This is a genomic window from Xanthomonas arboricola, from assembly GCF_002940665.1.
Classification (GTDB): domain Bacteria; phylum Pseudomonadota; class Gammaproteobacteria; order Xanthomonadales; family Xanthomonadaceae; genus Xanthomonas; species Xanthomonas arboricola_B.
Genome location: NZ_MIGY01000003.1, coordinates 83,202 through 97,647 on the forward strand (window position 1 = coordinate 83,202; position 14,446 = coordinate 97,647).

13 protein-coding genes and 1 tRNA gene are annotated in these 14,446 nt (G+C 64.4%); 10 read left to right on the plus strand and 4 right to left on the minus strand.

The window, feature by feature from the left end; genetic code table 11:
- Positions 1-8 precede the first annotated feature (8 nt).
- Both XarjCFBP7645_RS13915 and XarjCFBP7645_RS13920 read right to left on the minus strand, forming a co-directional pair.
- On the minus strand, positions 9-689 hold the full coding sequence (locus tag XarjCFBP7645_RS13915; protein ID WP_016902474.1) for a carbonic anhydrase: 681 nt from the start codon (positions 687-689) through the stop codon (positions 9-11).
- Between the two features lie 113 nt (positions 690-802).
- Positions 803-1,123, minus strand: a complete 321-nt coding sequence (locus XarjCFBP7645_RS13920) for a hypothetical protein (protein ID WP_181126396.1) — start codon at positions 1,121-1,123, stop codon at positions 803-805.
- Between the two features lie 336 nt (positions 1,124-1,459).
- Between XarjCFBP7645_RS13920 and XarjCFBP7645_RS13925 the strand changes: the two genes are divergently transcribed.
- The 9 genes from XarjCFBP7645_RS13925 to rnt all read left to right on the plus strand — a co-directional run bounded on the left by XarjCFBP7645_RS13925 (position 1,460) and on the right by rnt (position 10,149).
- Positions 1,460-2,710, plus strand: a complete 1,251-nt coding sequence (locus tag XarjCFBP7645_RS13925) for an OprO/OprP family phosphate-selective porin (protein WP_104538008.1) — start codon at positions 1,460-1,462, stop codon at positions 2,708-2,710.
- 198 nt (positions 2,711-2,908) lie between these two features.
- A complete protein-coding gene (gene pstS, locus XarjCFBP7645_RS13930; protein ID WP_181126344.1) occupies positions 2,909-3,928 on the plus strand; it encodes a phosphate ABC transporter substrate-binding protein PstS in 1,020 nt (339 codons plus the stop codon).
- A 187-nt stretch (positions 3,929-4,115) separates the two neighbouring features.
- Positions 4,116-5,207 carry a phosphate ABC transporter substrate-binding protein PstS gene (gene pstS / locus XarjCFBP7645_RS13935; protein ID WP_104538010.1) on the plus strand — a complete coding sequence of 364 codons (1,092 nt, stop codon included), beginning with the start codon at positions 4,116-4,118 and terminating at the stop codon, positions 5,205-5,207.
- A 112-nt stretch (positions 5,208-5,319) separates the two neighbouring features.
- A complete protein-coding gene (gene pstC / locus XarjCFBP7645_RS13940; protein WP_006450306.1) occupies positions 5,320-6,294 on the plus strand; it encodes a phosphate ABC transporter permease subunit PstC in 975 nt (324 codons plus the stop codon).
- On the plus strand, positions 6,294-7,157 hold the full coding sequence (gene pstA / locus XarjCFBP7645_RS13945; RefSeq protein WP_104538011.1) for a phosphate ABC transporter permease PstA: 864 nt from the start codon (positions 6,294-6,296) through the stop codon (positions 7,155-7,157). The genes pstC and pstA overlap by 1 nt, the downstream gene beginning before the upstream one ends.
- A 22-nt stretch (positions 7,158-7,179) precedes the next feature.
- Positions 7,180-8,010, plus strand: a complete 831-nt coding sequence (gene pstB / locus XarjCFBP7645_RS13950; protein ID WP_016902480.1) for a phosphate ABC transporter ATP-binding protein PstB — start codon at positions 7,180-7,182, stop codon at positions 8,008-8,010.
- 128 nt (positions 8,011-8,138) lie between these two features.
- On the plus strand, positions 8,139-8,849 hold the full coding sequence (gene phoU / locus XarjCFBP7645_RS13955) for a phosphate signaling complex protein PhoU (protein ID WP_005994733.1): 711 nt from the start codon (positions 8,139-8,141) through the stop codon (positions 8,847-8,849).
- Positions 8,850-8,970: 121 nt separating this feature from the next.
- A complete protein-coding gene (locus tag XarjCFBP7645_RS13960) occupies positions 8,971-9,369 on the plus strand; it encodes an RcnB family protein (RefSeq protein WP_104538012.1) in 399 nt (132 codons plus the stop codon).
- A 138-nt stretch (positions 9,370-9,507) separates the two neighbouring features.
- The gene (gene rnt, locus XarjCFBP7645_RS13965; protein ID WP_102584351.1) at positions 9,508-10,149 is read left to right on the plus strand and encodes a ribonuclease T; all 642 of its coding nucleotides are present in this window, start codon (positions 9,508-9,510) and stop codon (positions 10,147-10,149) included.
- A gap of 447 nt (positions 10,150-10,596) precedes the next feature.
- Here the strand turns inward: rnt and rlmB are convergent, their stop codons facing one another.
- Both rlmB and rnr read right to left on the minus strand, forming a co-directional pair.
- Complete coding sequence (gene rlmB, locus XarjCFBP7645_RS13970) at positions 10,597-11,346, minus strand: 23S rRNA (guanosine(2251)-2'-O)-methyltransferase RlmB (RefSeq protein WP_104538013.1); 750 nt, start codon at positions 11,344-11,346, stop codon at positions 10,597-10,599.
- 173 nt (positions 11,347-11,519) lie between these two features.
- Complete coding sequence (gene rnr, locus XarjCFBP7645_RS13975; protein WP_104538014.1) at positions 11,520-14,060, minus strand: ribonuclease R; 2,541 nt, start codon at positions 14,058-14,060, stop codon at positions 11,520-11,522.
- A gap of 121 nt (positions 14,061-14,181) precedes the next feature.
- Between rnr and XarjCFBP7645_RS13980 the strand changes: the two genes are divergently transcribed.
- A tRNA-Leu gene (locus XarjCFBP7645_RS13980) sits at positions 14,182-14,268 on the plus strand.
- Positions 14,269-14,446: the final 178 nt, after the last annotated feature.

Here is a 14,446-nt window from a genome sequence, read left to right on the forward strand (position 1 = left end):
GTGCTCCCTCAGGCGAGTTCAGCGCGCACGACTTGCTGCAGTCGCGGACGTGGGGTGGCTTCGGGGGTGTTGTCCGCCAACAACGGACGGAAGCCACCCTTCTCGGCATCGAAGGCACGAATCTCGCCGTGGGCGATGTCGTAGATCCAGCCATGGATGCGCAAGGTACCGGCAGCCAGACGCGCGGCCACCACCGGCTGCGTACGCAGATGGTCCAGCTGCGAGACCACGTTTTCTTCGGTCATGCAGCTCAGTGCCTCCTGGCTGTGCGGATCGTGTCCATGGTGGGCAGTGACATGACGCGCCGCATCGGTGTGCTTGAGCCAGGCCGCCACGGACGGCACGTCCTCCAGCGATTCTGGCTTGAGCACGGCCTTCATCGCGCCGCAGTCGGTGTGGCCGCAGATCACGATGTGGCGCACGCCCAACACGGCAATGGCGTATTCGATTGCCGCAACCACGCCGCTGACATGCTGGGAGTAAGGCGGCACCACATTGCCGATGTTGCGATAGACGAACAGTTCGCCCGGCTGTGCGGAGAAGATCAGCTCCGGCATGACACGCGAATCGGCGCAGGTGATGAACAACGTATGCGGACTCTGGCCACCGGCCAGTTCCTGAAAGCGCGCACTCTGGCGCGGATACACTTCCTTACGGAAATGACGAAAACCTTCTAGCAAACTTTCCATGGGAGATACCTCTAGGTAACGGATAGCTCTCCGCGGCGAGAACCGCGAAGTGCAAAGACGCACAAGTCAAAGGAAGCCGGTGCGCTGCACCGGGTGACGCGACTAACGAAGGATCAGGCGCGCACTGCGTTGGGAGGACGCAGTTGCGGGATCAGGTCGCGTTTTTGAGTTGCCGGCGCGTAATGCGCGTACCAGGAGGGGAAATAACGTGCGACCACCGGCCATGCTTGGGAGAGCAAGGGGATGTCATCTGCAGAATGGGAATCGACCTGGGTCTGTGCGTCCCCGTCGCCCTGCAGCTCATCGGCTGCATCACGTTCTTCGCCAGCATCCGTCATGACCGCCAAGCCGTCGCCCACAAGAGCATCGTGGATGCGGTCATGCGCATCGGCCGCAGACCACGCAGTGAGCGCGAGCAGGCAGACCAACAGCAGCTGGAGGAATCGAGGAAACATGGCCTCGAAACTAACAATTTAGAACGCGCCTGCGCAAGTGGTGCGACGCACAAGGCGCTTGATACGCCACAGTTTCATGTGGTTGGTTCAGGTCGCAATAAGCCTGGGCGCGCTGAGACGGCGAATTGCGCCGCTGTCACATCTGTCATAAGGCGCGACCCGTTCAGACTCATGACACACGCTGACAAAAAACAAGCGCACGTAAATCTTTGTCTTTACTGACAAATATCAGATTGCAACGCGATCTGAAATTGTCACATTAACGCAACTTTCACGCCATAGCCTGCGCTCACTTTCTCAGGTCGCAAGGCACACATGAAACGTTCTCCCACCCTGCTTGGCTCCGCCCTGCTGCTGGCGCTGGCCGCACCCGCTGCGCACGCCGAAATCGCCATCGACGTGATCGGTGGTTCGGAGATGTCGCTCGAAGGCCTGGTCCAGGCCGATGGCAACTGGTTCCACAACGATGTGCAGGACCTCAATGGCCCGATCGGTGCCAACGGCGACAATTCCGAGTTCAGCATCCGGCGTGCCGAGCTGGTGCTCAAGGGCAAGGGCCCGGGCAATTTCGAATGGGTGGCCGGTTACGACCCCAGCGTGCTGAAGGAAGTCACCATCCGCGGCACCACTATCCGCAGCACCGGGCGTTTCCTCGACAACAACATCAAGTACAAGTTCGCCGGCAACGCCAACAACTACCTGCAGGTCGGCCAGTTCAAGCAGCCCAACAGCCTGGAAGAGCTGTCCAGCACCAAGAACAACGACTTTGTCTCCAAGGCAGCAGTGACCAACACCTACGGCATCTCGCGCCGGCTGGGCGTGGCCTACGGCATGGGCGACAACAACTGGAGCATCACCGCCAGTGCATTCGGCCGCGAACTGACCCGCAACCAGGCACACGGCAGCGGCTACGGCGCGCGCGGCACCTGGGCGCCGATCAACGAGAGCGGCAACGTGCTGCACGTCGGCCTGAGCTACCTGGGTTACGACACCGACGACGACACCCTGCGCCTGCGCGCGCGCCCGGACGCCGACCTGACCACGGTGCGCCTGATCGACAGCGGCGCCATCACCAACGTGGACAGCGTGGGTGTGGCCGGAGCCGAGGCGATGTGGATCACCGGCCCGTTCAAGCTGCAGAGCGAATTCTTCCAGGAAAACGCCAAGCGCATCGGCAGCAACGCCCACGATTACAAGAGTGACGGCTGGTACGTCAGCGGCGTCTGGAACATCACCGGCGAGACCTGGGGCTACAAGGCCGGCGTGCCGACCACCCCGCTGCCGAACGCACCGGCCTCGGGGATGTGGCAGCTGGCGGTGCGCTACGACACCTTGGACCTCAACGACGGACATCTGGTCTCCAACGGCACCACGCCGTTCGTGGACGGCGTGCTGGGCGGCAAGATGGATGTATGGACGGTCGGTGCCAACTGGTACTGGCGCTCCAACTTCAAGCTCGCACTCGACTACGCCAAGGTGGAAAGCACCCGTTACAACAGCGCCACGCGTGGCTTGGTGGACGACAACCCGTCGATCATCGAGGCACGTGCGCAGTTCTATTGGTAAGTGCGCGGTGGAACCGGCCGCTGTGATGCGTTTTCTGTGAGCGCGCCACGGCGGCGACCATCCTGACCCGCCCCGGCAAAAGCGTCACCGCAACGCCGTCATCTGCATGTCATCTCCCGGACACCGCGCGGTCATGCCCCTGCCCTGCAATGGCACGACCGCGGGACGTCCTCATCCCTTCGCTACAGGAGCTGTTCCGTGATCCACTCTTTGAAGACCCGTCTGGCCGTCGGCGTGCTCACCGCCTCGCTGGCCTTGTGCGCCCAGGCCGCCGATGTCACCGGCGCCGGTGCGTCGTTCATCTACCCGGTGATGTCCAAGTGGTCGGCAGACTACAACGCGGCCACCAAGAAGCAGGTCAACTATCAATCGATCGGTTCGGGCGGCGGCATTGCCCAGATCAAGGCAGCCAGCGTGGATTTCGGCTCGTCCGATGCACCGCTCAAGCCGGAAGAACTGGCCGCGGCCGGCCTGGCGCAATTCCCCTCGGTGATCGGCGGCGTGGTGCCGGTGGTCAACGTGCCCGGCGTGGCGGCAGGCGCGCTGAAGCTGGACGGCAAGACCCTGGGCGACATCTTCCTGGGCAAGGTCAGCACCTGGAACGACCCGGCAATCGCCGCGCTCAACCCGGGCGTGAAGCTGCCCGACGGCAAGATCACCGTGGTGCATCGCTCCGACGGTTCGGGCACCAGCTTCAACTTCACCAACTACCTGTCCAAGGTCAACCCGGACTGGAAGGGCAAGGTCGGCGAAGGCACCGCGGTGCAGTGGCCGACCGGCATCGGCGGCAAGGGCAACGAGGGCGTGGCCGCGTACGTGAAGCAGATCAAGGGCGGCATCGGCTACGTCGAGCTGTCGTATGCGCTGCAGAACAAGATGGCCTACACCGCGATGAAGAACGCCGCCGGCAAGTTCGTACAGCCGTCCGACGAGACCTTCGCCGCCGCCGCCAACAGCGCCGACTGGGGCAGCAGCAAGGACTTCTACCTGGTGATGACCAATGCCTCCGGCGACAACGCCTGGCCGATCACCGCCACCAACTTCATCCTGGTGCAGAAGAAACCGAAGAACCCGGCCGGCCTCAAGAACACGCTGGAGTTCTTCCGCTGGGTCTATAGCAAGGGCGATGCGCAGGCCAAGCAGCTGGACTACGTGCCGCTGCCGGACAGCCTGGTGACCCAGATCGAAGGCTACTGGGCCAAGAACCTGCCCAAGTAACGCCAGCCACAGCGACAGGAACGACGCCGTCTCTCTCCCCGGCGTCGGCACCGGGACGCGGCCCCCAAGGGGTCGCGTCTTTTTTGTGATGCCTTCTCCAAAAGGCACTGTCATGCACGTGTAACAAAAACATCATTTCATAGCGTGGTCTGCCGGGTCCCCCGGCCAACCCAGCCTCGGAGCTTCCATGAAACTGCAGTCGGCCAGCCTGACCGCCCTGTCTCTCACCATCGCCCTCGCCCTGGCCGCCTGCTCGCCCGGCAAGGATGCGCAGTCCGGCGACACCGCCAAGGGTGCCACCGCCGCAGGTGCCACCGCTGGCGACAGCAAGAGCGCCGAGATCTCCGGCGCCGGTGCGTCCTTCATTTATCCGCTGGTCTCCAAGTGGTCGGCCGACTACAACGCCGCCACCGGCAACAAGGTGAACTACCAGTCGATCGGCTCCGGCGGCGGTATCGCGCAGATCAAGGCCGGCACGGTGGACTTCGGTTCGACCGACAAGCCGCTGGACAGCGCCGAACTGCAGCAGGCCGGCCTGGGCCAGTTCCCGTCGGCGATCGGCGGCGTGGTGCCGGTGGTGAACCTGGAAGGCATCGCACCGGGCAAGCTGCGCCTGACCGGCGCGCTGCTGGGCGACATCTTCCTGGGCAAGGTCACGATGTGGAACGACGCGGCGATCGTCGCGGCCAATCCGGGCGTGACGCTACCGGCGACCAAGATCAACCTGGTGCATCGCTCCGACGGTTCGGGCACCACCTTCAACTTCTCCAACTACCTGTCCAAGGTCAGCCCGGAGTGGAAGAGCAAGGTCGGTGAAGGCACCTCGGTGCAGTGGCCGGGTGGCGTCGGCGGCAAGGGCAATGAAGGCGTGGCCTCCTACGTGCAGCAGATCAAGGGTTCGATCGGTTATGTCGAACTGGCCTACGCACTGCAGAACAAGATGCCGTACGCCTCGCTGCAGAATGCGGCCGGCCAGTGGGTGGAGCCGAATGCGGAAAGCTTCGCCGCCGCTGCCGCCAGCGCCGACTGGGCCAACGCCAAGGATTTCAACCTGGTGATCACCAACGCCCCAGGCGAGAAGGCCTGGCCGATCACCGCGACCAACTTCATGCTGATGCACAAGCAGCCCAAGGATGCGGCGCGCAGCAAGGCGACGCTGGACTTCTTCAAGTGGGCGCTGGACAACGGCCAGGCCCAGGCCAGCGGACTGCATTACGTGCCGCTGCCGCCGGAACTGGTCAAGCAGATCCAGGCCTACTGGGCCAGCGAGTTCAAGTGATGCCCTGCACCCGCTGTCATGGCGGGCTGCGCTGCGGTGAGGTGCCTGCGGGCGCCTCGCCGTTCCTGCTGTCTCACGCTCCCGCCAGTGCGCGGGTGACGAGTCCAATCCAATGAATGCCACCGCCATTCCCGAAGCGATGACCGCCCCGCGCGGCCGCGACCTGCGCGATGCACGTGCCGATCGCCTGTTCAAGCTTGCGCTGGCCGCCACGGTCGTCTTCGTCCTGTTGGCGCTCGGCAGCGCCGCGCTGTCGATGCTGTGGGGCGGGCGCCATGCCTTGCAGATGCAGGGCCTGAGCTTTTTCTATTCCGCCGACTGGAATCCGGTGGAAAACAAATACGGCGCGCTGGCGCCGATCTACGGCACCCTGGTCACCGCATTGATTGCGATGGTGATCGCGGTGCCGGTGAGTTTCGGTATCGCGTTTTTCCTCACCGAGGTGGCGCCGCGCTGGTTGCGCGGCCCGGTCGGCACCGCCATCGAACTGCTGGCCGGCATCCCGTCGATCATCTACGGCATGTGGGGCCTGTTCGTGCTGGTGCCGGTGATGACCGAGCACGTGACGCCGTGGCTCAACGATCACCTGGGCACGCTGCCGCTGATCGGCCCGTTGTTCCAGGGCCCGCCGTTGGGAATCGGGTTGCTGACCGCCGGCTTCGTGCTGGCGATCATGGTGATTCCGTTCATCTCCTCGGTGATGCGCGAAGTATTCCTGACCGTGCCGACGCGCCTGAAGGAATCGGCGTACGCGCTGGGGTCCACCAAATGGGAAGTCAGCTGGGACATCGTGCTGCCCTACACCCGCTCCGCGGTGATCGGCGGCGTGTTCCTGGGCCTGGGCCGTGCGCTGGGCGAAACCATGGCGGTGGCGTTCGTGGTCGGCAACACGGTGCGGCTGTCGCCGTCGCTGCTGGAGCCCGGCACCACCATCGCCGCGTTGATCGCCAACGACTTCGGCGAGGCCACCGAAACCTATCGCTCGGCATTGCTGCTGCTGGGCTTCGTGTTGTTCATCGTGACCTTCATCGTGCTGGCGATTGCGCGCTTCATGCTGATGCAGCTGTCGCGTCGGGAGGGCAACTGATGTCCTCGGTCTCGCAATCGCTGTACAACCGCCGCCGCGTGACCAACGCGATCGCACTGCTGCTCTCGTGCGTTACCGCGCTGTTCGGTCTGTTCTTCCTGGCCTGGATCCTGTGGACCTTGTTGTCCAAGGGCGTGCCGGGCATCGACATCAACCTGTTTACCAAGATGACACCGCCGCCGATGCAGGAAGGCGGCCTGCTCAATGCCTTCTTCGGCAGTGCGGTGATGTGCGGCCTGGCGCTGGCGATCGGCACGCCACTGGGCATTGCCGCCGGCACCTGGCTGGCCGAATACGGCAATGCACGCAAGGCCGGGGTGGTAGTGCGCTTCGTCAACGACATCTTGTTGTCGGCACCGTCGATCGTGCTGGGGTTGTTCGTCTACACGCTGTACGTGATGCAGACCGGCGGGCGCTTCTCCGCGTTTGCCGGCGCGCTGTCGCTGGCCTTCATCGTGCTGCCGGTCGTGGTGCGCACTACCGACGAGATGCTGCGCCTGGTGCCGGCGCAGATGCGCGAAGCGGCGTTGTCGCTCGGCATCCCGCAGTGGAAGGTCACCGTGCAGGTGCTGTATCGCGCCGCCTCGGCCGGCATCCTCACCGGCATCCTGCTGGCGCTGGCCCGCATCAGCGGCGAGACTGCGCCGTTGCTGTTCACCGCCTTCGGCAATCAGTACTGGAACAGCAATGTGTTCCAGCCGATGGCCAGCGTGCCGGTGGTCATGAATCAGTTCGCCGGCAGCCCGTACGACACCTGGCAGACCCTGGCCTGGTCCGGCGCGCTGGTGCTGACCATGTTCGTGCTGCTGGTGAGCCTGGGCGCGCGCGCCCTGCTATTGCGCAACAAGATTTCCAATGACTGACCTCTCCCTCCGGACACCCGACATGAACGATCTCCAAAACGCCATGCCGATGCATCGCATCGCCGTTCCGGCCGCCAAGGGAGCACCGGCCGCGCAGGCGCCGGTGAAAGTGGCCGCACGCAATCTGGACTTCTATTACGACAAATACCACGCGCTCAAGGGCATCAACATCGAGATTCCGGAAAAGCGCGTCACCGCGCTGATCGGGCCGTCGGGTTGCGGCAAGTCGACCCTGCTGCGCATCTTCAACCGCATCTATGCGCTGTATCCGAAGATGGAAGCGCGCGGCGAAGTGCTGCTGGACAACGAAAACATCCTGTCGCCGAAGTACCCGATGAACCGGCTGCGCAGCAAAGTCGGCATGGTGTTCCAGAAGCCGGTGCCGTTTCCGATGACGATCTTCGAAAACGTCGCCTACGGCATCCGCCATCACGAGAAACTGTCCAAGGCCGACATGCAGAACCGTGTCGAGCAGGCGCTGCGCCAGGGCGCGCTGTGGGACGAGGTCAAGGACAAGCTGGGGCAAAGCGCGCTGGGCCTGTCCGGCGGCCAGCAGCAGCGGCTGTGCATTGCACGCGCAGTGGCGCTACGCCCGGACGTGTTGCTGCTGGACGAGCCGACCTCGGCGCTGGATCCGATTTCCACCAGCCGTATCGAGCAACTGGTGGAAGAGCTCAAGCGCGAATACACCATCGTCATCGTGACCCACAACATGCAGCAGGCCGCGCGCGTGTCCGACTACACCGCCTTCATGTATCTGGGCGACCTGATTGAACACGACCGCACCGAAACGATTTTTTCCCAGCCGTCCAAGCAGCAGACCGAGGACTACATCACCGGTCGTTTCGGTTGATGCAAGGCGGGCCGCCGCAGCGCTGCAGTCAAACGACCCCGCCACACCCTGCCCCGACCGGCATCCACGCTGCATGCGATGTTGCCGGCAGCGGCGGACATCCACCACCGCCACGAATCGAGATTACGATGAACCAGCACCTCAACGACCATATCGTCAAAAGCTACGACGAGGAGCAGCACCGTCTTGTCGCCGAAATCGTGCGCATGGGCGACACGGCGGTGGCGCAGCTGGAAGCCGCACTGGATGTGGTGGAGCGTCGTGACGACAACGCCGCACATCGCATCGTGGTCAACGACGAAGCGATCGACGCGCTGGAGCATGCGATCAGCCACGACGTGATGCGCCTGGCATTGCGTGGCCCGATGGCGCGCGACCTGCGCGAGATCCTGGCCGGCCTGCGCATTCCGGCCGATATCGAACGCATCGGCGATTACGCGGCAAATGTCGCCAAGCGCTCGATCGCGCTCAATTCCGCACCGCCGCTGCCGCAGACAGTGGGCCTGCGTGCGCTCGGCCAGATGGCCGCCGATGCCGTGCGCGAAGCGGTGCAGGCGTACCGCAACAAGGATGCCGATGCGGCCATCCGCGTACGCGACGAAGATGCACGCCTGGATGCGCAATACACCGCGCTGTTTCGCGAGTTGCTGACCTACATGATGGAGGACCCGCGCAATATCACCCCGTGCACGCATCTGCTGTTCATGGCCAAGAATCTGGAGCGCATCGGCGACCACGCCACCAACATCGCCGAGAATGTGTGGTTTCTGGTCCACGGCGAGCAGCCGCTGCCGCCACGTCTGAAGCGCGACGACACCAGCACGACCGGCGTCATCTGATTGCAGCGGATGCCGGCGACATCCGCCGGCACAGGCGCAGCGCCTTATTTCATTACGTATTCAGCTCCAAATGCCTACGGTGAGCTTGCACAGGCTGTTCCTGTGACGCAGGAGTAGGCAGATGAAACGTATCATCGGATCCCTCATGGTTGTGTCGCTGCTGACGTCCGGTGCAGCGTTCGCTGCGCCGCAACAGCACGATGATCGCGACCGCAGCGCGCAGCACGACGACGACCGTGGTCCGGAGCGTCGCGACGATCACCGCAACGACAGACACGACGACCGGCGCGACGACCGCCGCAGCGCGCATAACGACGATCACCGCAACGATCGTCGAGGCCCGCCCTACCGACGTGGCGAGCGTCTGGCACCGGACCATCGCGGCACGCGGGTGGCCGACTACCGCAAGCATCACTTGAACACGCCGCAGCGCGGACACGAGTGGCGCCGCGTGGACAACAACTACGTGTTGATTGCAGTGGCCACCGGGCTGATCGCCAGTGTGGTCGCTGCCCGCTGACGCCGGCGGTTCAGCAGAGTTCCTGAGCCCGATCCGTGGCGACACGGGTCGGGCTTTTTGGTTGCCGGATCGCCGCTCAGTAGACGTGGGCAAGCCGCCAGCTGCCAAGATCGGGCCAGCCGTGCGACCTGCTAGGCTATGCCGATGAACGAACCGGTCGACCTGCAGCCCGCCCCCTCCTTCCTGCCCATGTCGCGGCGTTTCCGCGGCTATCTGCCCGTGGTGGTGGATGTGGAAACGGGAGGATTCGACTGGAACAAGCACGCCTTGCTGGAAATTGCCTGCGTGCCGATCGAAATGGATGCCGACGGACGGTTCTTCCCCGGCGACACCGCCAGCGCCCATCTGGTGCCGGCGCCGGGGCTGGAGATCGATCCGAAGTCGCTGGAGATCACCGGCATCGTGCTTGACCACCCATTCCGCTTTGCCAAGCAGGAAAAGGACGCGCTGGACCACGTGTTCGCACCGGTGCGTGCGGCAGTGAAAAAGTACGGCTGCCAGCGCGCGATCCTGGTCGGTCACAATGCGCACTTCGATCTGAATTTTCTCAATGCTGCCGTTGCGCGTGTGGGCCACAAGCGCAATCCGTTCCATCCGTTCAGCGTGTTCGACACCGTGACCCTGGCCGGTGTGGCGTATGGGCAGACCGTGCTGGCGCGCGCGGCACAAGCCGCGGGCCTGGAATGGAACGCCGCCGATGCGCATAGCGCGGTCTACGACACCGAGCAGACCGCGCGGCTGTTCTGCACGATCGCCAATGCCTGGCCGGGGCCTGTTTGAGCGGGGATTGGGCATTGGCGATTCGCAAGGGCCAGTTGCCTGACGCGTTGCTTGTCCTGAGCCACCCTGCGCCGCAGATAATGGGATAGCCAGTCAGTAGGTTCTGAAGCGCCCCCTCACTGCCTTTGCCAATCCAAATCCCCATTCCCAGCGCCTAGCCGATACAAGCGCGATCGCGCCTCGCATTCCTGGCCTGATACAGCGCGTGATCGGCGCGCTCTTCGTGCAGGCAGGCCGTCGACGGCCAGGGACGCCCGCTTGCCGTTCACCCACTCCACCCCCCCGCGTTGTGTGGCCAACCCGCACCACGTCGGGGTCTTCGATGTAGTGAGCAGTCGCCAGCTAGGTACGCACGAGGCGGAGAAGCCGCTGCGTACGAATGGCTTATGCCGATTGCGAAGCCGTCCGCGCCTGCCTGGCAATACGCGCAGCGGCGTCGATTGCCGCTTAGGAGCCCAGGCGCTGGCGTACCGCTTCGAACAAGGTCACACCGGCCGCTACCGACACGTTGAGGCTCTCGATATCGCCCGGCATCGGAATCTTGACCAGGCCATCGCAGTGCTCACGGGTCAGTCGGCGCAGGCCGTCGGCTTCGCCACCGAGTACAAGCCCGACATTGCCGCGCAGGTCCACGCCATACAACGACGCCTCGGCTTCGCCGGCAAGGCCGTAGAGCCACACGCCCTGCTTCTGCAGATCGCGCAGGCAACGCGCCAGATTGGTCACCGCTACCACCGGAATACGGTCGGCCGCACCGGCCGAAGTCTTGCGCACGGTTGCATTGACCGTGGCCGATTTGTCCTTGGGAATGATTACCGCAGTGACGCCGGCCGCCGCCGCGCTGCGCAGGCACGCACCGAGATTGTGCGGGTCCTGTACGCCGTCGAGGACCAGCAGCAACGCCCGTCCCTCGGCTGCGGTCACCAACGCCTCGAGCTCGTTTTCGGCCCACAGCCGCGCTGCGGCATAGCGCGCGACCACACCCTGGTGGCGCACCTGCCCACCGACGCCATCGAGTGCCTGGGTGTTGACCCGGCGCACGTCGATGCCCTTGCGGCGGGCCTGCTCTTCGATTTCGATCAGGCGCGGGTTCTTGCTACCGGCCTCGATCAATACCTCACGCACGTTGTCGGCGTCGTTCTCGACGGACGAGGCGACGGCGTTGACGCCGACGATCCACTGATTCTGCTTGCTCATTGCGCGGGATAGGAAGAGGTAAAGAGGGAATGGTAGGGCCTGCGGCCTGCCACGTCACGGCCGCAACCTGGACCGCGTGACGGCGCAGCCGCTGCGAAAACGCAGGCGCCTTGTCAACTTCGTGCGCAACGCGCGCCGCCGTCAGACGGCAGCGCGCGGTATTGCAAACGCGCTCAGTACTGTTTTTTCTTGCGCTTGGCCGGCTGAGCGCGCGGCGGCGGCGGTTCGGGCGAATCGCCGCGATCCTCTGCCAGGCGGAAGTCGATCTTGCGCTCTTCCATGCTGGCCTTGAGCACCAGCACCCGCACCGGATCGCCCAGGCGGAATGCACGGCCGCGGCGCTCGCCACTGAGCGTCTTGCGGATCGGATCGAACTGGTAATAGTCCTGCGGCAACTGGGTGACATGCACCAGGCCATTGACCTTGGACTCGTTCAACTCCACGAACAGGCCGAATCCGGTCACGCCACTGATCACGCCGTCGAACTGGCCGCCGACATGCTTTTCCATCCACGCGGCGCGATACCGCTCGTCGACTTCACGTTCGGCCTCGTCGGCACGCCGACCACGCTCGGAGCACTGCAGCGACAAGGCCGCCATCTGACGCGGGGTGTAGATGTATTTTTCCGGGCTGGCGCCGGTCAACGCGTGCTTGATTGCGCGGTGCACCAGCAGATCAGGGTAACGACGGATCGGCGAGGTGAAGTGCGCATACGCCTCCAGCGCCAGACCGAAGTGACCGTTGTTGTCAGGCGAGTACACCGCCAGGCTCTGGCTGCGCAGCAGCACCGATTCCAGCAGCGCCGCATCGGGCCGCGCGCGCACCTTTTTCAGCAACTTGGTGTAGTCGCCAGGGCGCACCTTGCTCCACGCCGGCAGACTCAGCTGGAACTCCTTGAGGAACTCCAGCAGGTCTTCGTACTTGCTCTCCGGCGGCCGCTCATGCACGCGGTACGGCGCCGGCACATGCATGCTCAGCAGGTAACGCGCGGCCTCGACGTTGGCGGCGATCATGCATTCTTCGATCAGCTTGTGCGCATCGTTGCGCACCAGCATGCCGGCCTGAGTGACTTCTCCGGTGTTGTCGAGCACGAAGCGTACTTCGGAGGTTTCGAACTCGATCGCGCCACGCTGCGTGCGCGCCTTCGACAGCACGTTGTACAGCTGATGCAGGCGCTGCACCTGCGGCAGCAGCGGGCCGATGAAGGCCTTGGTGTCCGCGTCGTCTTCGCCGACCGCTTTCCAGACCTGGTTATAGGTCAGGCGCGCATGCGAGTTCATCACCGCCTCATAGAAGCGCGAACCGGTGACTTCGCCATCGCGACCCACCTGCATGTCGCAGACGAAACACATGCGGTCGACCTTGGGCATCAGCGAACAGATGCCATTGGACAACGTTTCGGGCAGCATCGGCACGACGAAACCCGGGAAATACACCGAGGTGGCGCGCTTTTGCGCCTCGTCGTCCAGCGGGGTGCCGGGACGCACATAGTTGGACACGTCGGCGATCGCCACCACCAGACGGAAGCCGTCGGCATTGGATTCGCAATACACCGCGTCGTCGAAATCCTTGGCGTCTTCGCCGTCGATGGTGACCAGCGGCATCTGCCGCAGATCCACGCGCCCGCCGATCATCTGCGGCTCGACCACCAACGGCACCGCCGCGGCTTGGTCCAGCACTTCCTGCGGGAATTCGTGCGGCAGCTCATGGCCGTGGATCGCCATTTCCACTACCAGCGACGGCGTCAGCTTGTCGCCCAGCACCGCGATGATCTTGCCGATCGCCGGGCGCCGCGCGTCCGGTGGCGCGATCAGCTCGCACACCACCAACTGCCCTTCGCGTGCCTCGCCGATGCCATCCGGTGCGATCTGCACGTTGCGTTGCACGCGCTTGTCGTCCGGGTCGACATAGGCCACGCCATGCTCGTAGAAGAAGCGCCCGAGCATGCGCGACATGCGGCGCTCGAGCACCCGCGCGATCGCACCTTCGCGACGGCCGCGGCGGTCGATACCGGTGACGTTGGCCAGCGCACGATCGCCGTGCATGACCTTACGCATCTCGTAAGGCGGCAGGAACAGGTCGTCGCCACCTTCGTCGGGCTTGAGGAAGCCGAAGCCTTCCGGATTGGCGATCACCACCCCGGCGATCAAGCTGGTCTGCTGCACCGGTGCATAGCCGCCGCGACGGTTCTGCACCAACTGCGCTTCGCGCACCATCGCCGCCAGGCGCTTACCCAGCGCGTCGATGCGGTCGCTGAGATTGAGTTGTCCGGCGATTTCCTCGGCGGTCTGCGGGCCATCGCAGGCGTCGAGCAGCTGCAGGATGGCCTCGCGGCTGGCGATCGGTTCGGCGTAGCGCAGTGCTTCGCGATCGGCATGCGGATCCTTGAACTCCGCCGCCGGCGCGGGCGCTTCGGTTGGCGCCTGCTGGAAGCGTTCCGGCGGCGGCGCCGGCGGGCCACTCTTGCGCGGATGCGGGGCGCGTGGCGGCGGCGTGGGCAGTACGGGCGCTAACGGCGGCTCGGGCGAGGCGTTGGCGGCCTTGTCGGCAGCGCGTTTGCTGGCGGACTTGGTCGACGCACCGGCGGCGGCGCGGACCAGGAAGTCCGGCATCCAGCCCGGCAACTTCTGTTTTTCGGCGGTGGTGGACTCGCCCGGGCTGGTGGACTTGCGGCGACTGGGCCGATCGGAATCTGGGGTGTTTTTCTTCGTCATTGCTTACATGGTACCCCTTGCGGCCGCGCCATGGGCAGCAAGCCTCGCCCGGCCGGCCATCATCGCCGCTCGCCAGGCATTGACAAGCCCGCCGGGAGTCTGCAAAATTCGCGGCTCACCTGCCCAGGTGGCGGAATTGGTAGACGCACTAGCTTCAGGTGCTAGCGGGGGCAACTTCGTGGAGGTTCGAGTCCTCTTCTGGGCACCAGTTTAAAAAGACCTCCGAGCGATCGGGGGTCTTCTGGTTTCTGGGGTCCGGAAAGTTCTGACGGTGGCCGTGCGCCTGCGTTGCCGGCCGATGGCAGCCCGCTATTGATCGGCGGCCAAAGCTTTCATTCCGCTCACCCCATGACGCGGCAACTGTGCAACCGGATAGCCTGCTGCGC

Coding starts and splice junctions, on each gene's coding strand:
- rlmB (WP_104538013.1), bottom strand. CDS start 11,346: ATGAGCAAGCAGAATCAGTGGATCGTCGGCGTCAACGCCGTCGCCTCG.
- XarjCFBP7645_RS13960 (WP_104538012.1), top strand. CDS start 8,971: ATGAAACGTATCATCGGATCCCTCATGGTTGTGTCGCTGCTGACGTCC.
- rnr (WP_104538014.1), bottom strand. CDS start 14,060: ATGACGAAGAAAAACACCCCAGATTCCGATCGGCCCAGTCGCCGCAAG.
- phoU (WP_005994733.1), top strand. CDS start 8,139: ATGAACCAGCACCTCAACGACCATATCGTCAAAAGCTACGACGAGGAG.
- rnt (WP_102584351.1), top strand. CDS start 9,508: ATGCCGATGAACGAACCGGTCGACCTGCAGCCCGCCCCCTCCTTCCTG.
- pstS (WP_104538010.1), top strand. CDS start 4,116: ATGAAACTGCAGTCGGCCAGCCTGACCGCCCTGTCTCTCACCATCGCC.
- pstC (WP_006450306.1), top strand. CDS start 5,320: ATGAATGCCACCGCCATTCCCGAAGCGATGACCGCCCCGCGCGGCCGC.
- XarjCFBP7645_RS13915 (WP_016902474.1), bottom strand. CDS start 689: ATGGAAAGTTTGCTAGAAGGTTTTCGTCATTTCCGTAAGGAAGTGTAT.
- pstA (WP_104538011.1), top strand. CDS start 6,294: ATGTCCTCGGTCTCGCAATCGCTGTACAACCGCCGCCGCGTGACCAAC.
- pstB (WP_016902480.1), top strand. CDS start 7,180: ATGAACGATCTCCAAAACGCCATGCCGATGCATCGCATCGCCGTTCCG.
- XarjCFBP7645_RS13925 (WP_104538008.1), top strand. CDS start 1,460: ATGAAACGTTCTCCCACCCTGCTTGGCTCCGCCCTGCTGCTGGCGCTG.